The organism is Streptomyces sp. ME19-01-6 (assembly GCF_033793745.1).
In the GTDB taxonomy this organism is placed as follows: Bacteria; Actinomycetota; Actinomycetes; order Streptomycetales; family Streptomycetaceae; genus Streptomyces.
On sequence record NZ_JARAXF010000045.1, the window covers coordinates 45,367 to 64,560 of the forward strand.

Below are 19,194 nucleotides of genomic sequence, written 5' to 3' on the forward strand. Positions count from 1 at the left end.
GCTAGAGATACAGGCCGGTGGAGTCCTCGGACCCCTCCAGCCGCTCGGCCGCGACCGCGTGCAGATCGCGCTCCCGCATCAGCACGTACGCGACACCGCGGACCTCGACCTCGGCCCGGTCCTCCGGGTCGTAGAGCACCCGGTCGCCCGGCTCCACGGTCCGCACGCTCTGCCCGACCGCGACCACCTCGGCCCAGGCCAGCCGCCTGCCGACCGCTGCGGTCGCCGGGATGACGATGCCGCCGGTCGAGCGCCGCTCGCCCTCCGGAATGTCGGTTCGGACCAGCACCCGGTCGTGCAGCATCCGGATGGGCAGCTTGTCATGGGAGGTGTTCGTACTCACGCCCCTGACCGTACCTGGCCCGGCGGCGCGCCGGAGGCACAGGCCGGACACGGCCCGCCCGAACGCCCCCGGCCGCCCCCTGCCCGCTACGAACGGCGACGCCGCGATGACATGGCGTACAGCCCGGCGAGGCCCACCACCACGAGCGTCAACGGGACGATCCGCTCCAGCCGCGGGATCCCTTCCTCGGAGACGAACTGCGCCCGTACGCCGGTGACCGCGCGGTTCACGGAGACATAGGCCCGCCCCGCCGTCCGGTCCACCGCCGACGCCGCCTTCGCCTTCGCGTCCCCGACGATCGTCTTGGGATGCATCCGCACCCCGATCTCGTCGAGCGTCACGGCGAGCTGCTGCCGCCTGCGGGCGATGTCCGCCTCGATCTGCGCAGGGGTCCTGGCCTCCGACACCGCGCTGCCTCCGTCATTCTCGATGATCCGGTGATGGACAGTCTGTCAGCTCCCCCTGGTACATGCCCCACAGCACCCCCGATAGGGAACCTGGCTAATGTCGGGTACGTACACACCCGCGCCACGCACCCGTGCCACGAGGAGACCCCACCATGAGCGAGCGCCTGCAGCCCGGCGACACCGCCCCCGCCTTCACCCTCCCCGACGCGGACGGCAAGCCTGTCTCGCTCGCCGACTACGCCGGCCGCAAGGTGATCGCCTACTTCTACCCGGCCGCCCTCACCCCCGGCTGCACCAAGCAGGCCTGCGACTTCACCGACAACCTCGACCTCCTCGCCCAGCACGGCTACGACGTGGTCGGAATCTCCCCGGACAAGCCCGAGAAGCTGGCGAAGTTCCGCGAGAAGGAGAGCCTGAAAGTCACCCTCGTCGGCGACCCCGAGAAGGAGGTCCTCACGGCGTACGGCGCCTTCGGCGAGAAGAAGATGTACGGCAAGACGGTCACCGGCGTGATCCGCTCCACGGTCGTCATCGACGAACAGGGCAAGGTCGAGCGCGCCCTGTACAACGTCCGCGCCACGGGCCATGTCGCCAAGATCATCAAGGACCTGGGCCTCTGACGTACCGGCGCCGCGGGGGCCGGGCCCCGCGGCGCCGTCACACCACTGGCATTACCTGGCACGTAATCGACCCTCCTCGGCAGCTCGGACATCCTGAACACGTCGAAACGACGATCAAGCCGAGGAGCCGAGATGTTCTTTGAGACCGCCGATGGGACCCGCCTGGCCTACGAGGACTACGGACAGGGCCGGCCGATCGTCTTCGTCACCAGCTCCATGCTCAACACCGAGATGTGGGAGTACCAGATCCCGTTCTTCGTCGAGCAGGGCTTCCGCTGCGTCTCCTTCGACCGGCGCGGCCACGGCCGCTCGGACCGCCCCTCGACCGGCTACGACATCGACACCCTGGCCGACGACCTCGCCGCGTTCCTCGACCACCTCGACCTGCGCGACGTGATCTTCGTCGCCCACTCGCTGGGCGGCGCCGAAGTGGCCCGCTACCTCGGCCGCCACGGCGAGGACCGCGTCGACCGCGCCGTGTTCGTCTCCGCCATCCTGCCGTTCCTCAAGCAGACCGACGACAACCCCGAGGGCGTCCCCGAGGCCGCCCTGGACAGGACGCTGGCCAGGATCCGGGCCGACCGCCCCAAGTGGCTCACCACACAGTCGCAAGCCTTCTTCGCCACCCAGTTGGGCACCGAAGCCTCCCCCGCGATCATCGACTGGACGATCCGGATGTGCCTGTCCGCCTCCCCCTGGGCCGTGCAGCAGGTCCAGCAGACCGTCTACCACGCCGACAACCGCGAGCACCTGCGCCGGCTCACCATCCCCACCCTGGTCGTGCACGGCGACGCGGACTTCTCCGCGCCGGTCGAGGTGACCGGCCGCCGGACCGCCGCGCTGATCCCGGGCGCCGTCTACAAGGAGTACCCGGCGGCCGGGCACGGCCTCTTCTTCACCCAAAAGGACCGGCTCAACGCCGACATCCTCGGCTTCATCAAGTCCTGAGGTCCCGCGGGTCACCACCCCGTGGCACCGTCGATCCGCTCGCGCAGCAGATCCGCGTGGCCGTTGTGGCGCGCGTACTCGGCGATCAAGTCCACCATGATCCGCCGCAGCGCGATCGGCTCTCCGGTCCGCTTCCGGATCCCCGTCACATCCAGCGACTCGGCGGCGGCCACGATCTCCCGCGAGCGCTCGCACTCCGCCCGCCACACCGCGAACGCCTCCGCGGGGTCGCCGTCGAGCGCGTCGAAATCCTGGTCGGGGTCCTCGTCCGAGTAATACAGCAGCGGAACATCCTCACCGACGAACTGAATACGGAACCACCAGCGCTCAACCCCCGCCAAGTGCCGCACCAGACCGTGCAGCGACATCCCCGACGGCGCCACCCCCCGCTCCGAAAGCCGCCCCGGCTCCACCCCCGCGCACTTCGACTCGAACGTGGCCCGCTGCCAGTCCAGCACGCCGCTCAGCACCTCCCGCTCCCCACCCACCACGGGCGGATCGACCCGCGCTCCCTCCTCGCCCCACCTCGGCGCGAAGTGCTGGGGCACGCCTGATCCGGTCATCGTCCGTCTCCTTCGTCGGGATGCTTCGTCGGGATGGGCGGAGTCTGGCAGGGGCTACTGACAGCGGGGCCTGACCGCCGATGCCGTACGGGCAGTGCGTAACCGTTCGGCGACGGGTTCGTTACTCAGTGCGAGGATGCGACATGTGGTCGCACGGGGAGGGGAACCATGCGGATCGGACAAGCCGTGCCTGACCCATACGAGCGGGAGCGGTTAACCGCCGCTGTCGCCGAGTCGAAGGGTTGGGCGGACCTGATGCGCCGCCTCGGCGTCAAAGCGAGCGGCGGCCGGCGACGTGTCCTTCAGCGAAGGGTGGCCGAGTGCGCGCTCAATACCAGCCACTTCGAACAGCAGAGCCCGCGGCGAAAGTTCCCCGATGAAGCAATAGCCGAAGCAGTGGCGTCGTCGACCACCCTCCGAGAGGTCGTGGTCAAACTTCGCGCAACACCAGCGACCGGCACGTTGTCACACATTCGGCGCCGGATCACTGCCGCCGGAATCGATGTCAACCATTTCCCCGGTATGAACCGTCACCGACTGGAACTGCCGTTCACCGCTGAGGAGCTCAGCTCAGCCGCCTCCTCGACCCAGAGCATTCGGGGCGTGGCCCGCGAACTCGGCATACCCGACGACGGCCGATCACGCGCTGCGCTGGGACGCATGCTGAAGGAGCTGGGCATCGACACGAGCCACTTCCGCAACTCGCGCCTTGCGATCCCTGAGGATGCACTTCGCGAAGCTGTTCCCCAGGCGAGGAGCTTCGCCGAGGTCATGCGGTTGCTCGGGCTCCGAGTAAATGACACGAACCATCGCCGGGTGCGGCGGCGGATAGCACACTTAGGGCTCGACACCTCCCACTTCACACGGAGGACGTGGGGCACAGTCCGGATGAAGGAGCCGAGCCCCCGAGCTGATGATGTGTTCCGGATCCTTCCCCAAGGGTCACCGTGAATCGCCAACGGTTGCATCACGCGCTCCAAGCGGCCGGTGTCCCGTACTCCTGCGCATCCTGCGGCAACACCGGCGAGTGGCTGGGCAGGCCGATGACTCTGCAGATCGACCACGTCAACGGCGACTGGCTCGACAATCGGGCGGAGAATTTGCGCTACCTCTGCCCGAACTGCCACGCACTTACCGACACCTGGTGTCGGCATGGGAAGAAGAAGAGCACCACTACGTAGCGCTTACCCCAATACCGTCGCAGTCACCAGGGCGGTAGCATGGCCTGTGACTGGCGGCCGTGGCGTAATCAGGCAGCCGCGCGGCGCTTAGGCCGCCGTGGGAGAAATCCCGTGTGGGTTCGAGTCCCACCGGCCGCACCGTCCAAGGGGCGGTCCGCTGATCCAGCGGACCGCCCCTTCGGCGTCGCTCACCCCAGCAGATCCCCCACCAGCGGCGCCAGCGCCCGGAACGCCTTCCCCCGATGGCTGATCGCGTTCTTCTCCTCGGGAGTCAGCTCGGCGCAGGTACGGGTTTCGCCGTCGGGCTGGAGGATGGGGTCGTAGCCGAAGCCGCCGCCGCCGACGGGCTCGCGGCGGAGGGTGCCGGGCAGGCGGCCGGTGACGACGCGTTCGGTGCCGTCGGGGAGGGCGAGGGCGGCGGCGCATTCGAAGTGGGCGGCGCGGTGTTCGTCGGGGACGTCGGCGAGTTGGGCGAGGAGCAGTTCGAGGTTGGCCCGGTCGTCGCCGTGGCGGCCCGACCAGCGGGCCGAGAAGATGCCAGGGGCGCCGCCGAGGACGTCGACGCACAGCCCGGAGTCGTCGGCGACGGCGGGGTGGCCGGTGGCGCGGGCCAGGGCGTGGGCCTTGAGGAGGGCGTTCTCGGCGAAGGTCACGCCCGTCTCCTTGACGTCGGGGACCTCCGGATAGGCGTCGGCGCCCACGAGTTCGACGTCGAGCCCGGCGTCGCTCAGGATCGAGCGCAGCTCGACGATCTTGTAGGTGTTGCGGGTGGCGAGGATCAGGCGCTTCATGGGTGTTGATTATCGGTGGTGGTGTCAGGGGCTGCAGACCTTGGTCAGCTCACCGGCCGCGTCCTTGACGGGGGTCAGGTCGGGGTCCTGGCCCTTGTCGATGGCGGTCTGGACGTTGTCCACGGCCTGTTGGAGGTGGTCGACGGCCTTGCCGACATCCGCGTTGTCGGTCTTGTCCTTGATCTTGTCGATGTCGTTGTCGAGGGCGTCGAGGATCTTGTCGGCGTCCTGCGGGTCGTTCACGGTGCCGCTCACCGCGTCCTGGAGGTTGTCCACGTCGGTTGTGATGTCGACGGCGAGCTGCGCGCAGTCGATCGCCTTCTCGACCGCGCTGCAGCCCGCGGTGATCGGCATCGCGAGGGCGACGGCGGCGAGAGCGGTGAAGGCGGTCGTGCGGCGGTAACGGTGGTTGTGGCGCGGCGCCATGGACGGGTCCCCTCCCCTGATGGCGGTGACGGACGCACGGTTTCGCGCGCCCGTCCCCCCGTTTCCGTACCTGAGTTTCCGTACCTGACTACACGCCACCGGGCGTCAGTAGGTTGCTTTTGGATGTTTCACAGCTCGTCGGCGAGCGCCGCGCGCTGGATGTCGGCCAGTTCGCCGCAGCCCGCGACGGCCAGGTCGAGCAGCCCGTTCAGCTCCTCGCGCGCGAAGGGCTCGCCCTCGGCCGTGCCCTGGACCTCGACGAAGCGCCCGTCGCCCGTGCAGACGACGTTCATGTCGGTCTCGGCGCGTACGTCCTCCTCGTAGCACAGGTCGAGGAGCGGGACGCCGCCGACGATGCCGACGCTGACGGCCGAGACGGTCCCGGTGAGCGGCTGGCGGCCGGCCTTGATGAGCTTCTTGCCCTGGGCCCAGGTGATGGCGTCGGCGAGGGCCACATACGCGCCGGTGATGGCCGCGGTGCGGGTGCCTCCGTCGGCCTGGAGGACGTCGCAGTCCAGGACGACGGTGTTCTCGCCGAGGGCCTTGTAGTCGATGACGGCGCGCAGCGAGCGGCCGATCAGTCGGGAGATCTCGTGCGTACGGCCGCCGATCTTGCCGCGGACGGACTCGCGGTCGCCGCGGGTGTTGGTGGCGCGCGGCAGCATGGCGTACTCCGCGGTGACCCAGCCCTCGCCGCTGCCCTTGCGCCAGCGCGGCACGCCCTCGGTGAAGCTGGCCGTGCACAGGACGCGGGTGCCGCCGAAGGAGACGAGGACGGAGCCCTCGGCGTGCTTGCTCCATCCGCGCTCGATGGTCACGGGGCGGAGCTGGTCGGGCGTGCGGCCGTCGATACGAGACATGGGTCGAGCCTATCGGCAATGCCGAGGGCGGTTCAGTCGCTCATATCAGGTCGGCCGCTCGTATCAGGTCGGCCGCTCACATCAGGCCGGCCGCTCACATGAGGTCTTCGATCTCGGCGGCGACAGGGTCCGCATCGGTGCCGATGACGACCTGGATGGCGGTTCCCATCTTCACCACGCCGTGGGCGCCGGCGGCCTTGAGGAGGGCCTCGTTGACGAGGGCGGCGTCCTTTACCTCGGTGCGGAGCCGGGTGATGCAGCCCTCGACCTCGATGATGTTGTCGATGCCGCCGAGCCCGGCGACGATCTTCTCTGCCTTGCTGGCCATGTCCACTCCTGTTGTCTCGTCCTGCGAGCGGGTTGTCATACGTTAACCACGTTTAGTCCCGGTTCGCTCGGCTACGTCCGCCGTCGAGCCCACGGCCGACTCGGTGGTCTACACCATTATGTCGACCCGCGATCACCAGGGAACACCACCCGCCAGTGGTTCAGACCACACCGGAACGATAGATTCCGTTATCCCGCCCTTACGTGTTAGAACATGGTCTGCACCACTGTGGTGTAGACCATATGCGGGCCGTCCCCTCTCCCCCGAGCGCCCGCCTCACCAGGAGGAATCCGATGAGTACGGCCACCGCTACGGCCGCGCCCGCCAGGAAGCCGCGCGCCGGCCTGTTCCAGGGACTCCAGAAGGTCGGCCGCAGCCTGCAGCTGCCTATCGCGGTCCTGCCCGCCGCCGGAATCATGGTGCGGCTCGGGCAGCCTGACGTCTTCGGCGCCGACGGTCTCGGCTGGGACAAGGTCGCCGCCGTGTTCAACAACGCCGGCGGTGCGCTCACCGGCGCCCTGCCGCTGCTGTTCTGCGTGGGTGTGGCCATCGGGTTCGCCAAGAAGTCGGACGGCTCCACCGCGCTGGCCGCCGTGGTCGGCTTCCTGGTCTACAGCAAGGTGCTGGAGGCGTTCCCGGTCGCCGACGCGGTCATCCAGAAGGGCCAGGACATCCCGGCGAAGTACAACGACCCGGGCGTGCTCGGCGGCATCGTGATGGGGCTGCTGACCGCGGTGCTGTGGCAGCGCTTCCACCGCACCCGGCTGGTGGACTGGCTCGGCTTCTTCAACGGCCGCCGGCTGGTGCCGATCATCATGGCCTTCGTGGGGATCGTGGCGGGCGTCTTCTTCGGCCTGGTCTGGGAGCCCATAGGCGAGGGCATCGGCAACTTCGGCGAGTGGATGACGGGCCTGGGGTCCGCGGGCTCGGCGCTCTTCGGCGCCGTCAACCGCGCGCTGATCCCCATCGGCATGCACCAGTTCGTGAACACCGTGGCCTGGTTCCAGCTCGGCGACTTCACCAACGCCGCCGGCCAGGTCGTACACGGCGACTACAACCGCTTCCTGGCGGGCGACCCGACCGCCGGAATGTTCATGTCCGGCTTCTTCCCGATCATGATGTTCGGTCTTCCGGCCGCCGCCCTGGCCATGGCCCACACCGCCCGTCCCGAGCGCCGCAAGGCCGTGCTGGGGATGATGGTCTCGCTGGCGCTGACCTCGTTCGTCACCGGGGTGACCGAGCCGATCGAGTTCTCGTTCCTGTTCATCGCGCCGCTGCTGTATGTGATCCACGCGCTGCTGACCGCCGCGTCCATGGCGATCACCTGGGCCCTGGGCGTGCACGCGGGCTTCAACTTCTCCGCGGGCTTCATCGATTACGCGCTCAACTGGAGCCAGGCCACCAAGCCATGGCTGATCATCCCGGTCGGACTGGCCTTCGCGGCGATCTACTACACGCTCTTCCGCTTCGCGATCGTCAAGTTCGACCTCCCCACCCCGGGCCGCGAGCCCGAGGAGGAGGTCGAGGACCTCACCAAGGCGTAGCGAGTCATATGTCGAGGCCCCGGAACCGTTCTTGGGTTCCGGGGCCTCGTCGCGCGGGGCCGGGGGTCACAGCTCGTAGACCGCGCCCGCCTTCGCCAGCTCCACCGGCCCGCCGAAGACCGCCTGCGCGTCCCGCTGGTTGATCTGGGGGTCCGTCCACGGCGGGATGTGTGTCAGCACCAGGGTGCCGACCCCGGCGCGGCGCGCGTGCTCCCCCGCCTGCCGCCCGTTCAGATGCAGCTCGGGGATGTCTTCCTTGCCGTGGGTGAACGCCGCCTCGCACAGGAACAGGTCGGCGCCCCGGGCGAGCTCCACCAGCGCCTCGCACGGGCCGGTGTCGCCGGAGTAGACCAGTGAGCGCCCCCCGTGCTCGATGCGGAAGCCGAACGCCTCCACGGGGTGGCAGACCCGGACGGTGCGGATCGTGAAGGGGCCGAGGGTGAAGGTGCCCGGGGTCAGCGTGCGGAAGTCGAAGACCTCCTGCATGGACTTCTCATCGGGCACGTCCTCGTACGCGCGGACCAGCCGGCGCTCGGTGCCCTCGGGGCCGTAGACCGGGATCGCCTCGGCCCGCCCGCCGTCGTGCCGGTAGTAGCGGGCGACGAAGTACGCGCACATGTCGATGCAGTGATCGGGGTGCAGATGGGAGAGGAACACGGAGTCGAGGTCGTAGAGACCGCAGTGGCGCTGCAGCTCGCCGAGGGCGCCATTGCCCATGTCGAGCAGCAGCCTGAAGCCGTCGGCCTCTACGAGGTAGCTCGAGCAGGCCGATTCCGCGGACGGGAACGACCCTGAGCATCCGACGACGGTGAGCTTCATGAAGCAGGAACCTCCTCGGGGGGTCCCCATGCCGAAGGCCATGGGCGGGTGCGGGGGTCATGCGGTGCCCACGAGCGTAAAGCGCTAAAGCCCTGGTCGCCCCTCTACAGGCCCGCGTTGTGGGCGGAATCACCAGGACGGCCGGGAACTCGGCCCCCGGCGGCCCCAGTCCGGTCCACCCGCCCCCACAGCCCCAAACTCCGGCCCCGGGCTCCGCGGCCCGTGCGCGCCTACGCCCAGAGCTGGCCGTGCAGCGTCGCGATGGCCTCCTCGGTGGTGGCGGCGGTGTAGACGCCCGTCGACAGATACTTCCAGCCGCCGTCGGCGACCACGAAGACCACATCGGCGCTCTCGCCGGCCTTCACCGCCTTACCGGCGACGCCGAGCGCGGCGTGGAGCGCGGCCCCCGTCGAGACGCCCGCGAAGATGCCCTCCTCGGCAAGGAGTTGGCGGGTGCGGGCCACCGCGTCCTCGGAGCCGACGGAGAAGCGGGTGGTCAGCACGGTCTCGTCGTAGAGCTCGGGGACGAAGCCCTCGTCGAGGTTGCGCAGGCCGTAGACGACGTCGTCGTAGCGCGGCTCGGCGGCGACAATCTGGATCCCGGGGACGTGCTCGCGCAGATAGCGGCCGACGCCCATCAGCGTGCCGGTCGTGCCGAGCCCGGCGACGAAGTGGGTGATCGACGGCAGGTCGGCGAGGATCTCCGGACCGGTGGTGGCGTAGTGGGCGCCCGCGTTGTCCGCGTTGCCGTACTGGTAGAGCATGACCCAGTCCGGGTGTTCGGACTTAAGCTCCTTGGCGACGCGGACGGCGGTGTTGGAGCCCCCGGCGGCGGGCGACGAGATGATCTCCGCGCCCCACATGGCAAGCAGCTGGCGCCGCTCCTCGCTGGTGTTCTCCGGCATGACGCAGACGATGCGGTAGCCCTTGAGCTTGGCCGCCATGGCGAGCGAGATGCCGGTGTTGCCGGAGGTCGGCTCCAAGATGGTGCAGCCCGGCGTCAGCCGGCCGTCCTTCTCGGCCTGTTCGATCATGTGGAGCGCGGGGCGGTCCTTGATCGAGCCGGTCGGGTTGCGGTCCTCCAGCTTCGCCCAGACGCGGACGTCGGCGGAGGGCGAGAGCCGCGGCAGCCTGACGAGCGGCGTGTTGCCGACCGCTGCCAGAGGGCTGTCGTAGCGCATCAGACTCCGCCGCCCGCGACGGCCGGGAGGATGGTCACGCTGTCGCCGTCGGAGAGCTTGGTGGAGACGCCGTCGAGGAAGCGCACGTCCTCGTCGTTCAGGTAGACGTTGACGAAGCGGCGCAGCTCGCCGTCGTTGACCAGGCGCTCCTGGATCCCGGTGTGCCGGGTCTCGAGGTCGGCGAAGAGCTCGGCGATCGTGTTCCCGCTGCCCTCAACCGCCTTCTGGCCGTCGGTGTAGGTGCGGAGGATGGTCGGGATGCGGACCTCGATGGCCATGTGTGGGCTCCTGTCGGAGGGCGGGGATTCAGGGCCCTCCCGGACGGCGTCCGGGGGGAGGGTCGGTGCGCTCGGCAGCGCGCGGGCGGGCGTGACTCCGCGGCGGTCAGGCGGCGGCCCGGCGCGGACACATCGCGCTGGCGAGCCTGCACAGGTCGACGTGGAGGCGCGCCACGAGCAGCATGCCCGGCGTCTTCTCGCTCACATCATCGACAACCATGGAGTCATCGTATCGATTCCCCGCCCCGCCCCCGGAGAGCCGTCCCGCGATACGGGCGGGCGATGACCACTATGCGAGATGCGGGGGGCTGTCGACTACGCCTCGACGACCTTGACCTCTTCTTCGGTGACCTCGCCGTCCACGATCCGGAACGACCGGAACTGGACCGGACCCTCGTCGCTGCCGCATTCGGCGGTGGAGACCAGCACGTAGTGCGCGCCGGGCTCATTGGCGTACGAGATGTCGGTACGGGACGGGTAGGCCTCGGTGGCGGTGTGCGAGTGGTAGATGACCACGGGCTCCTCGTCCCGGTCGTCCATCTCGCGGTAGAGCTTGAGCAGGTCGGTCGAGTCGAACTCGTAGAACGTGGGCGAGCGGGCGGCGTTGAGCATCGGGATGAACCGCTCGGGGCGGCCGCTGCCGGCCGGACCGGCGATCACGCCGCACGCCTCGTCGGGGTGGTCGGCGCGGGCGTGCGCGACGATCTGGTCATGGAGGGCCTGTGTGATGGTCAGCATGGCCAAAGAATAAGACGCGAAAAACACGGCGGGCTCCGGACCCTGAGATCCGGAGCCCGCCCACCGAGACGGTGCCCACATGCCGGGACCGCGCCCAGCCACCGGGACGGCGCGGGCGCTACTTCGCGACGTACTCCCGCTCCGAGGCCGCGTCGGCCGCTCCCGGGCCGCGGCTCTTGAGGACCGCCCAGCCGATGGCCAGGCACACGGCCCAGCCGGCGCCGACGTACAGCGAGATCCGGGCGTCCTTGTCGTAGGCGATCAGGCCGGTGACGAAGAGCAGGAAGATCAGCGCGACCCAGCTGAAGACCGCGCCGCCGGGGGCCGGGAAGGACGAGGCCGGGAGCCGGCCGGCGCGCACCGCGCCGCGGTAGCGGATGTGGCTGACCAGGATCATCGCCCAGGCCCAGATGCCCGCGGCGGTGGCGACCGAGGTGACGTACTCGAAGGCCTTCTCCGGGACCAGGTAGTTCAGGATCACGCCGATGCCCATGAGGGCGACGGACAGGGTGATGCCGACGGCCGGGGTCTTCCGGACGTTGAGCCGGCCGAAGATCTTGGGGGCCTCGCCGTTGGCGGCCAGGTCGCGCAGCATCCGGCCGGTGGAGTACATGCCGGAGTTGCAGGACGACAGGGCGGCGGTGAGCACCACGAAGTTGACGATGCCCGCGGCGAAGGGGATGCCGATCACGGAGAAGGCGTGGACGAAGGGGCTCTCGCCCGCCGAGAACTCGGTCCACTTGACGACGGACAGCAGCACCAGCAGGGCGCCCACATAGAAGATGAGGATGCGCCAGGGCAGGGTGTTGATCGCCTTGGGCAGGGTCTTCTCCGGGTCCTCGGACTCGCCCGCGGTGACGCCGACCAGCTCGACCGCCAGGTAGGCGAACATCACGCCCTGGAGGGTCATCAGGCTGTCGCCGATGCCGTTCGGGAAGACGCCGCCGTGCGACCAGAGGTTGGCGGCCGAGGCGGTGTCACCGGCCTCGGAGAAGCCGAGGGTGAGCACGCCCAGACCGATCACGATCATGCCGATGATCGCGGTGACCTTGATCATCGAGAACCAGAACTCGACCTCGCCGAAGATCTTCACCGAGATCAGGTTGACCCCGAACAGCACCAGCAGGAAGACCAGGGCGCTGACCCACTGCGGGATCGAGGGGAACCAGAAGTGGATGTAGATGGCGGCGGCGGTGAGTTCGGCCATGCCGGTGACCACCCACATCAGCCAGTACGTCCAGCCGGTGACGAAGCCGAAGAACGGGCCGAGGAACTCCCGGGCGTACTCCGAGAAGGAGCCGGTGACCGGCCGGTAGAGGAGCAGCTCGCCCAGCGCTCGCATGATGAAGAAGATGACCACACCGGCGAGGGCGTACATCAGGATGATGCTGGGCCCGGCCTTGGCGATGTTCGCCCCGGCCTTCATGAAGAGCCCGACGCCGATGGCGCCGCCGATGGCGATCATCTGGACCTGGCGACTGCCCAGGCCCCGTTCGTAGCCCTCTTCGGAAGTGGTGCCCACGGCGGAAGTGGTGCCCACGGCCGCATTGCCGGCAGCGTCGTCTCCAGGTCGGTCGACCCGCGCTGAGGTCATGGTTCCCGCGCCTTTCTACCTGTGGGGGGCTGGCAATCGTGAAGATTTACCACGGCCGCAACGCTGATCCACACGGGTAGATGTGCGGCACACCACAGAAAGAACCGGACATAAGCCACTTCAATCGGCAAAAACTCAAGCCATGGTGACGCGATCGTTATCCGGACTTGAGCATCCTTTAAACGAACACTCGGTGCTCAGGACATCGGCGATCAGGGCATCAGGGTTTCCACCAGGGTTTCCTGGAGACCGCCGAGCCAGAAGTAGGCCATCACCATGGGCTTGCGCGGATCGGAGTCCGGCAGCCGCAGCAGCTCGCCGCCGTCGTCCTCGTCGGTGACCTCCAGCCGGGTGCCGATGGCCAGCCGCAGGTCGTTCAGGGCACCGAGCCACTGCCGGGACTGCTCGGGCGACAGCTCCAGCACCCCCGCTCCGGCCTCGGCACCCTCGGCCTCCGCCCCCGCGAGGGCGTCCAGGCCGCGCACCACCGCAAGCGCGTCCTCGCGCTTGCGGGCCCGCAGGTCGTTCTCCGTGAAGCGGCGGAACTCGGCCGAGGCGGCCTGCGCCGCGACCTCCTCGTCGGCCCCCAGCTTCCGGCCCGGGCCGCCGTACGCGTCCGGGAAGAGCCGGGCCAGCGCCGGGTCCGCGGGCGGCTTGGTGGGCCCCTCGGCGAAGATCGCGTCCAGCGGGTCGTGCCCCTCCACCGGCTCCGTACCCGGACCGATCAGCTCGAGCAGCTGAACCGCCAGGCTGCGCAGGATGGAGATCTCCACATCGTCCAGGGCCACCGCGGCCCCGCCGCCGGGCAGCGGCTCGAAGTGCCCCGCCATCAGCGGTCCTGCTGGAGGGTCGCCCACAGCCCGTACCCGTGCATCGCCTGCACGTCGCGCTCCATCTCCTCGCGGGTGCCGCTCGAGACGATCGCGCGACCCTTGTGGTGGACGTCCAGCATCAGTCGGTGCGCCTTGTCCTTTGAATAGCCGAAGTACGTCTGAAAGACATACGTGACATAGCTCATGAGATTGACCGGGTCGTTATGCACAACGGTGACCCAGGGAACGTCGGGTTCGGGCACCACCGAGGGAGCCTCGCTGGACTGGGGACGTTCGATCTCCACCGGTGTCGCACTCACACCCCCCATGCTGCCACCCGGCATGGCGCGTCGCATAAACCGGCACCCAGAAATCGTCACTTTGACGAGTATCGGGGGTAGCATCATCCTCCATGAACACCGCTCACCTCGGACTGCCGGTGGACGTGCCTTCGACAGCGCTGTTCACCGACCGGTACGAACTGACCATGTTGCAGGCCGCCCTGCACGCCGGCACCGCCGACCGCCGCTCGGTCTTCGAGGTCTTCACCCGCCGCCTCCCCGAAGGGCGGCGGTACGGCGTCGTCGCGGGCACCGGCCGGGTGCTGGACGCCGTGGAGAACTTCCGCTTCGACAGCGACGTCCTGGACTTCCTCGCCGACCACCAGATCGTCGACGGACCCACCCTGGAGTGGCTCGCCGACTACCGCTTCCGCGGCGACATCTGGGGCTACCCGGAGGGCGAGGTCTACTTCCCCGGCTCGCCGATCATGCGCGTCGAGGGCAGTTTCGGCGAGGCCGTCCTGCTGGAGACGGTGATCCTCTCCATCCTCAACCACGACTCCGCGGTCGCCGCCGCGGCCTCCCGGATGTCGGTGGCCGCCGTCGGCCGGCCGCTGATCGAGATGGGCGCCCGCCGCACCCACGAGCTGTCCGCCGTCGCCTCGGCCCGCGCCGCGTACGTCGGAGGCTTCTCCTCCACCTCCGACCTCGCCGCCGGGTTCCGCTACAACATCCCGACCGTGGGCACCAGCGCGCACGCCTTCACCCTGCTGCACGACACCGAGCGGGACGCCTTCACCGCCCAGGTCGACTCCCTCGGCAGCGCCACCACCCTCCTGGTCGACACCTTCGACGTCGCCGCGGCGGTGCGCACCGCCGTCGAGGTCGCGGGCACCGAGCTCGGCGCGGTCCGGATCGACTCCGGCGACCTGCTGCTGCTCGCCCACCGGGTGCGCCACCAGCTCGACGAGCTCGGCGCGAAGAACACCAAGATCGTGGTCACCAGCGACCTCGACGAGTACGCCATCGCCTCGCTCGCGGCCGCGCCCGTGGACGCGTACGGGGTCGGCACCCAGCTCGTCACCGGCAGCGGTCACCCGACCTGCGCGATGGTCTACAAGCTGGTCGCCCGGGCCGACTCCGACGCCCCGGGGACGCCGCTGCGCCCTGTGGCGAAGAAGTCCATGGGCCCGAAGACCTCGGTCGGCGGCCGCAAGTGGGCCGCCCGGCGGCTGGACGAGGACGGCGTGGCCGAGGCCGAGGTGATCGGCAGCGGCTCGGTCCCGCCGGAGCTCGCGGACCGGCAGCTGCTGGTCGAGCTGGTGCGCGGCGGCCAGGTCGTGGCCCGCGAGCCGCTGGACACGGCGCGGGACCGGCATGTGACGGCGCGGGAGGGGCTGCCGCTGTCGGCGACACAGCTGTCGCGCGGCGAGCCGGTCATCCCGACGGAGTACGCGATGGGGTAAGCACCCGACAGCTGGAGCGGCGGGGCCCCTGGGCCCGGGGCCGCCGCGCGTGGGGCAGCCGCACACGGGGCAGCCATGCCCGGAGCGGCCCTTCGTACGCGGGGCGGCCGTACTTGGGGACGCGATGCCGCGCAGGCGCATGGGTACGGCGCGCGGGCAGGGCGCACGCCAGGGCGCAACGCGGCGCGCCGGGACGGCGTGCGCACCGGCCGATGCGGCGCGTGCGCCCGGCCCCGCGCCCGGCCGCCGTATCGTGCCGGAGCACGATTCCGCCAGTCCGGCGTCCGGCCCCGGCCCACTCCCGCAAACCTGGCCGAGTGTCTACCCTCAGTGACATCCCCCACGGCTAGCAGACCACTAGCACCCAACCGCTTCAGCACACAAGAACAGCTTCGGGCCGAGTCGCTTCCCGGTCCTCATCTCTGATCCCAGCCGGAAGGCGCACGCCATGCACCGGGCACTGATCGTCGTCGACGTCCAGAACGACTTCTGCGAGGGCGGCAGCCTCGCGGTCCAGGGCGGCGCGGATGTCGCCGCCGCCATCACCGATCTCATCGGGGAGGCGACTCCCGGTTACCGCCATGTCGTCGCCACCCGCGACCACCACATCGACCCCGGGGACCACTTCTCCGACCATCCGGATTACGAGCGCACCTGGCCGCCGCACTGTGTGGCGGGCACCGAGGGCAGCGGCTTCCACCCGAACTTCGCGCCCGCCGTCGCCTCCGGTGCCATCGACGCGGTCTTCGACAAGGGCGCGTACGAGGCGGCGTACAGCGGCTTCGAGGGGGCCGACGAGAACGGCACGACGCTGACGCGGTGGCTGCACGAGCGCGGTGTGACCGAGGTGGACGTGGTCGGCATCGCCACCGACCACTGTGTGCGGGCCACGGCCCTGGACGCGCGCCGCGAGGGGTTCGCGACGCACGTCCTGCTGGACCTGACCGCCGGGGTCGCCGAGGCGACCACGGAGCGGGCCCTGGAGGAGCTCCGCGCGGCGGGCGTGGAGCTCTCGGGCAAACCGGTCGTGTGATCCCCCTGGGGGTCTCGGGGCTCCTGAGCCCCCTGGGCCCCTGGGCTCCTGGGCTACGCCGTCGCGGGCGGCCGCAGCAGCGCCGCGATGGGGTGCCACAGCTCCCCGACCCCGTACGGCGCCGTACGCCACACCAGCCCGTCCGGGTGGTGCAGCACCGCCGTCACCTCGTCCGGTGTCGGCGGCGCGCTGTTCCCCCGCAGGTACACCGCCCGCAGTCCGAGATTGCGCAGCCTGGTCAGGGCGCGCTGACGGTTCGCGGCGTGCACCAGCACTCGTACGCCGCCCTCGCCCAGCGGTCGCGGCAGGGTCAGTGCCACGACCACGCTGCCCCCCGGCAGCTTGGTGAATCCTCCATCGGCCATGTGTTCATGTCCCCCGTGAGACGTGGTGTCAGCAAGAAAGGTCGTAGGGGCATCTAAACGCGAACGGCCGCCGCCCGCCAGGGGGCGACGGCCGATGCCGCTGTGACCTGCGGCGATGGCAGATCTATCGATCTAGGAAGCGGACGGGGAGACCTGGACGGTCAGCGTGGAGGCGCCCGGGAGCTCCTTCAGGATGCTGATCTTGGTGTTGGTGTCAGCAACCCGCACCCCACCCGTCGGATTCGACTCGTACCAGTATGTCCCCTTGTGGTCGTCGAAGACCGGTGCGCCCCGCTTTGCCGGAACCTTCGCGGCGGCGCCGTTCTTGTGGAGCGTGAAGCCGTCCGTCGGGTACCAGCTGAAGGGCGAGTCGTACGTCTGGATGCGGTTGCGCATCAGCGTGCCGTCCGCCCAGGTGTGCGGGGTGGCGTGCGCGTCGATCGGCAGGACCTGGCCGGAGCCGGGGTGCTGGCCGACGTTGTTGTCCGGCTCCGAGGTGTCCCACAGCCAGATCAGCAGGCCGTTCTGGTACGGGAAGTGCTCGACCCAGTCGGGCCGGCTGCCCGACCAGCCGAAGTTGTACGGGCCGGTCTTGAGGGTCTTGTCGTACGACACGTACTGGCGGTTCTCCGCGATGTAGTACTGCGGGTAATCCTTGGTGAAGGACGCCCCGATGCGCGAGAAGCCGTTCGCGGTCCAGCCGTTGTCGTCGCCCTCGGCGCCGTCGGTCAGCACCGGCGCGCCGTCCGCCGTGAGGGTGATCGCGTCGGCCGCGAACCCCTTCTGGGCGACGCCGCCGTCCGTCTGGTAGCGGAAGCGCAGATCGATCTTCTTGCCCGCGTAGGCGTCGAGCGGGAAGGAGAGCTTCTTGTACGCGCCCGAGGTCCCGGTCAGCGCGGGCTTGTCCGCGGCGTCGCGCGGAATGGCCTTGCCGTCCGCCGTGCCGTCCACGGGCGTCCAGTTGGCGCCGCCGTCCGTGGACACCTCGGCGTAGAGGTAGTCGTAGTTCTCCTCGATGTCCCACCAACCCTGGAGGTCCAGGCTCGCCTTGGACTTGCCGGTCAGGTCGACGGACCGGGTCAGGGTGTTCTTGAGGTCGTCGCCCATGCCGCTCCACCACTGCTTGGAGCCTTCGGCGGGCTGCGCGATCTCGGTGGTCTTGGCCTTGTCGGGCAGCTGGACCACCAGCGCCTGCGGGTTCTTGGTGTTGTACTCGGCCACCCCGAGGGTGTGCCGGGACTTCGTGGCGGCCTTCGCCGTGTCGTAGTCCAGCCAGCCGAGCTGCAGCTTGTCCCAGGCGCTCATGTCGCCGGGCAGGTCGCCGATCGCGTCCTTGCCGGTGCCCAGCCAGGAGCCGGAGGACATCAGCGACCAGAAGGCGACCGACGACTCGCCCTTGCCGGTGGTGTCGTACTCGTCCGGCAGGCCCAGGTCATGGCCGTACTCATGGGCGTAGACCCCGAGTCCGCCGTTCTCCGGCTGCATGGTGTAGTCGCCGACCCAGATGCCGGAGTCACCGATCTGCGTGCCGCCGGCCTTGTTGTCGCCGGGGCCGGTTTGCCCTGCGTCGGTGCCGTACGCGTACCAGCGGTGGGCCCAGATCGCGTCCGTGCCCTGCGCGCCGCCGCCCGCCGACTCGTCCTCACCGGCGTGGACGATCTGGAAGTGGTCGATGTAGCCGTCGGGCTCGTTGAAGTTGCCGTCGCCGTCGTGGTCGTAGCGGTCCCACTGGTCGTACTTCGCCAGGTCCGCCTTGATCTCGGCGTCGGTGCGGCCGGCCGCCTTCTGGTCCTTGGCCCACTGGTTGACGCCGTCGCGGATCAGGTCCCAGGCGTTGGCGCAGTTGGTGTCGCCGCAGTAGTTGGAGCCGTAACGGGCCTCGTTCCAGTCGACCTTGACCCAGTCGGAGACCTCGCCGTCCACCGAGTAGCGGCCCGAGGACTGCTTCTCGTAGTACTTCTTCAGCGACTCCTTCCCCTTTTCGTCGGAGAAGTAGAGGTCCTGGAAGTGCTGGCGGTTGTAGTCCTTCTGCCAGGCCGTGCTGTTGTCGTTGGCACGATCGGGCTCGGCGATCGTGTTGTGCGCCGGGCCCGGCTCGCCGCCGTACTTCTTCACCGGCTGCTCGGGGCCGTCCGGGCCGTCCGGGTCGTACATGGTGGTGTCGTCGACCTTGTCGCCGAACTCGACCAGGACAGTGAAGATCTTGTCGGTCTTCTCCCGGGCCAGCTCGACGTACTTGCCCTTGCCGAGCTTCACCACCTGCGACGCACCGCGCCGGTCCGCCTTCGCGTCCCCGGATATGACCTGCCGCAGCGCCTCCTGGCGCTGTGCCTCCTGCCGCTTGCTGAAAGGCCCGGCCAAGTCGTGCTCGACGTCGGTCTTCGCGGGCGCCGGGTCGCGTCGATCAACGCGCGTAGACGACCCATTGTCCGCCTGGGCTATGCCCGTCGACAGCGCCGCCGCGCCGAGCGCGGCGACCACGGTGGCGAGGGCGGCCGTTCTCACGGCCCTCCGTTGGCTGCTCACTCTTCTCCAGTCCTCCCCAGTGACACCAGTGCGGGACATTTGACCGGAGAGGCAGGAGAAAAGACAGCCCTTGACTTGGACAGAGGGGAC

24 protein-coding genes and 1 tRNA gene are annotated in these 19,194 nt (G+C 69.4%); 8 read left to right on the forward strand and 17 right to left on the reverse strand.

Going from position 1 to position 19,194, the window contains the following annotated elements; genetic code table 11:
* Nucleotide 1: 1 nt before the first annotated feature.
* Nucleotides 2–304 (reverse strand): GroES family chaperonin, encoded by a 303-nt coding sequence (locus PV419_RS48565; protein ID WP_048831771.1) that lies wholly within the window; start codon nt 302–304, stop codon nt 2–4.
* A gap of 125 nt (nt 305–429) precedes the next feature.
* Nucleotides 430–750, reverse strand: coding sequence for a DUF3618 domain-containing protein (locus PV419_RS48570; protein WP_319700196.1), 321 nt, complete (start codon nt 748–750; stop codon nt 430–432).
* A gap of 152 nt (nt 751–902) precedes the next feature.
* Here PV419_RS48570 and bcp point away from each other — a divergent pair, with 152 nt between their 5' ends.
* Together bcp and PV419_RS48580 are read left to right on the forward strand one after the other, a co-directional pair.
* Nucleotides 903–1,370, forward strand: coding sequence for a thioredoxin-dependent thiol peroxidase (bcp, locus tag PV419_RS48575; protein WP_319700198.1), 468 nt, complete (start codon nt 903–905; stop codon nt 1,368–1,370).
* A 132-nt stretch (nt 1,371–1,502) separates the two neighbouring features.
* On the forward strand, nt 1,503–2,318 hold the full coding sequence (locus PV419_RS48580) for an alpha/beta hydrolase (RefSeq protein ID WP_319700200.1): 816 nt from the start codon (nt 1,503–1,505) through the stop codon (nt 2,316–2,318).
* An 11-nt stretch (nt 2,319–2,329) separates the two neighbouring features.
* Here PV419_RS48580 and PV419_RS48585 read toward each other — a convergent pair whose 3' ends face one another.
* Entirely contained in the window at nt 2,330–2,881 is a 552-nt protein-coding gene (locus PV419_RS48585; protein WP_319700203.1) for a DinB family protein, read from the reverse strand.
* 168 nt (nt 2,882–3,049) lie between these two features.
* Here PV419_RS48585 and PV419_RS48590 point away from each other — a divergent pair, with 168 nt between their 5' ends.
* The 3 genes from PV419_RS48590 (at nt 3,050) to PV419_RS48600 (ending at nt 4,200) form a co-directional block, all read left to right on the forward strand.
* Complete coding sequence (locus PV419_RS48590) at nt 3,050–3,832, forward strand: HNH endonuclease (protein ID WP_319700205.1); 783 nt, start codon at nt 3,050–3,052, stop codon at nt 3,830–3,832.
* A 92-nt stretch (nt 3,833–3,924) separates the two neighbouring features.
* Nucleotides 3,925–4,062: an HNH endonuclease gene (locus tag PV419_RS48595; protein ID WP_319700265.1), complete on the forward strand. Its 138-nt coding sequence runs from the start codon at nt 3,925–3,927 to the stop codon at nt 4,060–4,062.
* Between the two features lie 53 nt (nt 4,063–4,115).
* Nucleotides 4,116–4,200 (forward strand) — tRNA-Leu (locus PV419_RS48600).
* Nucleotides 4,201–4,250: 50 nt separating this feature from the next.
* On the opposite strand, the gene rdgB is transcribed toward PV419_RS48600, so the two are convergent.
* The 4 genes from rdgB to PV419_RS48620 all read right to left on the reverse strand — a co-directional run bounded on the left by rdgB (nt 4,251) and on the right by PV419_RS48620 (nt 6,506).
* Nucleotides 4,251–4,853 carry an RdgB/HAM1 family non-canonical purine NTP pyrophosphatase gene (rdgB, locus tag PV419_RS48605; protein ID WP_319700207.1) on the reverse strand — a complete coding sequence of 201 codons (603 nt, stop codon included), beginning with the start codon at nt 4,851–4,853 and terminating at the stop codon, nt 4,251–4,253.
* Nucleotides 4,854–4,877: 24 nt separating this feature from the next.
* The gene (locus PV419_RS48610; RefSeq protein ID WP_319700209.1) at nt 4,878–5,279 is read right to left on the reverse strand and encodes a hypothetical protein; all 402 of its coding nucleotides are present in this window, start codon (nt 5,277–5,279) and stop codon (nt 4,878–4,880) included.
* Between the two features lie 128 nt (nt 5,280–5,407).
* Nucleotides 5,408–6,139: a ribonuclease PH gene (gene rph / locus PV419_RS48615; protein ID WP_319700212.1), complete on the reverse strand. Its 732-nt coding sequence runs from the start codon at nt 6,137–6,139 to the stop codon at nt 5,408–5,410.
* Between the two features lie 94 nt (nt 6,140–6,233).
* Nucleotides 6,234–6,506, reverse strand: a complete 273-nt coding sequence (locus tag PV419_RS48620; protein ID WP_319700214.1) for a PTS glucose/sucrose transporter subunit IIB — start codon at nt 6,504–6,506, stop codon at nt 6,234–6,236.
* Between the two features lie 254 nt (nt 6,507–6,760).
* Here PV419_RS48620 and PV419_RS48625 point away from each other — a divergent pair, with 254 nt between their 5' ends.
* Nucleotides 6,761–8,011: a PTS transporter subunit EIIC gene (locus tag PV419_RS48625; protein WP_319700216.1), complete on the forward strand. Its 1,251-nt coding sequence runs from the start codon at nt 6,761–6,763 to the stop codon at nt 8,009–8,011.
* A 66-nt stretch (nt 8,012–8,077) separates the two neighbouring features.
* Here PV419_RS48625 and PV419_RS48630 read toward each other — a convergent pair whose 3' ends face one another.
* The 8 genes from PV419_RS48630 to clpS all read right to left on the reverse strand — a co-directional run bounded on the left by PV419_RS48630 (nt 8,078) and on the right by clpS (nt 13,762).
* Nucleotides 8,078–8,830 carry an MBL fold metallo-hydrolase gene (locus PV419_RS48630; protein ID WP_319700218.1) on the reverse strand — a complete coding sequence of 251 codons (753 nt, stop codon included), beginning with the start codon at nt 8,828–8,830 and terminating at the stop codon, nt 8,078–8,080.
* Nucleotides 8,831–9,060: 230 nt separating this feature from the next.
* Nucleotides 9,061–10,011 (reverse strand): cysteine synthase, encoded by a 951-nt coding sequence (locus tag PV419_RS48635; protein ID WP_319700220.1) that lies wholly within the window; start codon nt 10,009–10,011, stop codon nt 9,061–9,063.
* On the reverse strand, nt 10,011–10,289 hold the full coding sequence (locus PV419_RS48640) for a MoaD/ThiS family protein (protein WP_319700221.1): 279 nt from the start codon (nt 10,287–10,289) through the stop codon (nt 10,011–10,013). The genes PV419_RS48635 and PV419_RS48640 overlap by 1 nt, the downstream gene beginning before the upstream one ends.
* A 106-nt stretch (nt 10,290–10,395) precedes the next feature.
* Entirely contained in the window at nt 10,396–10,509 is a 114-nt protein-coding gene (locus PV419_RS48645) for a putative leader peptide (RefSeq protein WP_014179252.1), read from the reverse strand.
* A gap of 95 nt (nt 10,510–10,604) precedes the next feature.
* On the reverse strand, nt 10,605–11,027 hold the full coding sequence (locus PV419_RS48650) for a M67 family metallopeptidase (protein WP_319700222.1): 423 nt from the start codon (nt 11,025–11,027) through the stop codon (nt 10,605–10,607).
* A gap of 118 nt (nt 11,028–11,145) precedes the next feature.
* Nucleotides 11,146–12,621, reverse strand: a complete 1,476-nt coding sequence (locus PV419_RS48655) for an amino acid permease (RefSeq protein ID WP_319700224.1) — start codon at nt 12,619–12,621, stop codon at nt 11,146–11,148.
* A gap of 212 nt (nt 12,622–12,833) precedes the next feature.
* Nucleotides 12,834–13,451: a DUF2017 domain-containing protein gene (locus PV419_RS48660; protein WP_319700226.1), complete on the reverse strand. Its 618-nt coding sequence runs from the start codon at nt 13,449–13,451 to the stop codon at nt 12,834–12,836.
* Entirely contained in the window at nt 13,451–13,762 is a 312-nt protein-coding gene (gene clpS, locus PV419_RS48665) for an ATP-dependent Clp protease adapter ClpS (RefSeq protein WP_065960015.1), read from the reverse strand. The genes PV419_RS48660 and clpS overlap by 1 nt, the downstream gene beginning before the upstream one ends.
* Nucleotides 13,763–13,845: 83 nt before the next feature.
* On the opposite strand from clpS, the gene PV419_RS48670 reads away from it, so the two are divergent.
* A complete protein-coding gene (locus PV419_RS48670; protein ID WP_319700228.1) occupies nt 13,846–15,180 on the forward strand; it encodes a nicotinate phosphoribosyltransferase in 1,335 nt (444 codons plus the stop codon).
* A 448-nt stretch (nt 15,181–15,628) separates the two neighbouring features.
* Nucleotides 15,629–16,213, forward strand: coding sequence for a nicotinamidase (locus PV419_RS48675; RefSeq protein WP_319700230.1), 585 nt, complete (start codon nt 15,629–15,631; stop codon nt 16,211–16,213).
* Nucleotides 16,214–16,266: 53 nt separating this feature from the next.
* Here PV419_RS48675 and PV419_RS48680 read toward each other — a convergent pair whose 3' ends face one another.
* Together PV419_RS48680 and PV419_RS48685 are read right to left on the reverse strand one after the other, a co-directional pair.
* Nucleotides 16,267–16,578: a hypothetical protein gene (locus PV419_RS48680; protein WP_089512381.1), complete on the reverse strand. Its 312-nt coding sequence runs from the start codon at nt 16,576–16,578 to the stop codon at nt 16,267–16,269.
* 132 nt (nt 16,579–16,710) lie between these two features.
* Nucleotides 16,711–19,104, reverse strand: coding sequence for an immune inhibitor A domain-containing protein (locus PV419_RS48685; protein ID WP_319700234.1), 2,394 nt, complete (start codon nt 19,102–19,104; stop codon nt 16,711–16,713).
* Between the last annotated feature and the right edge of the window lie 90 nt (nt 19,105–19,194).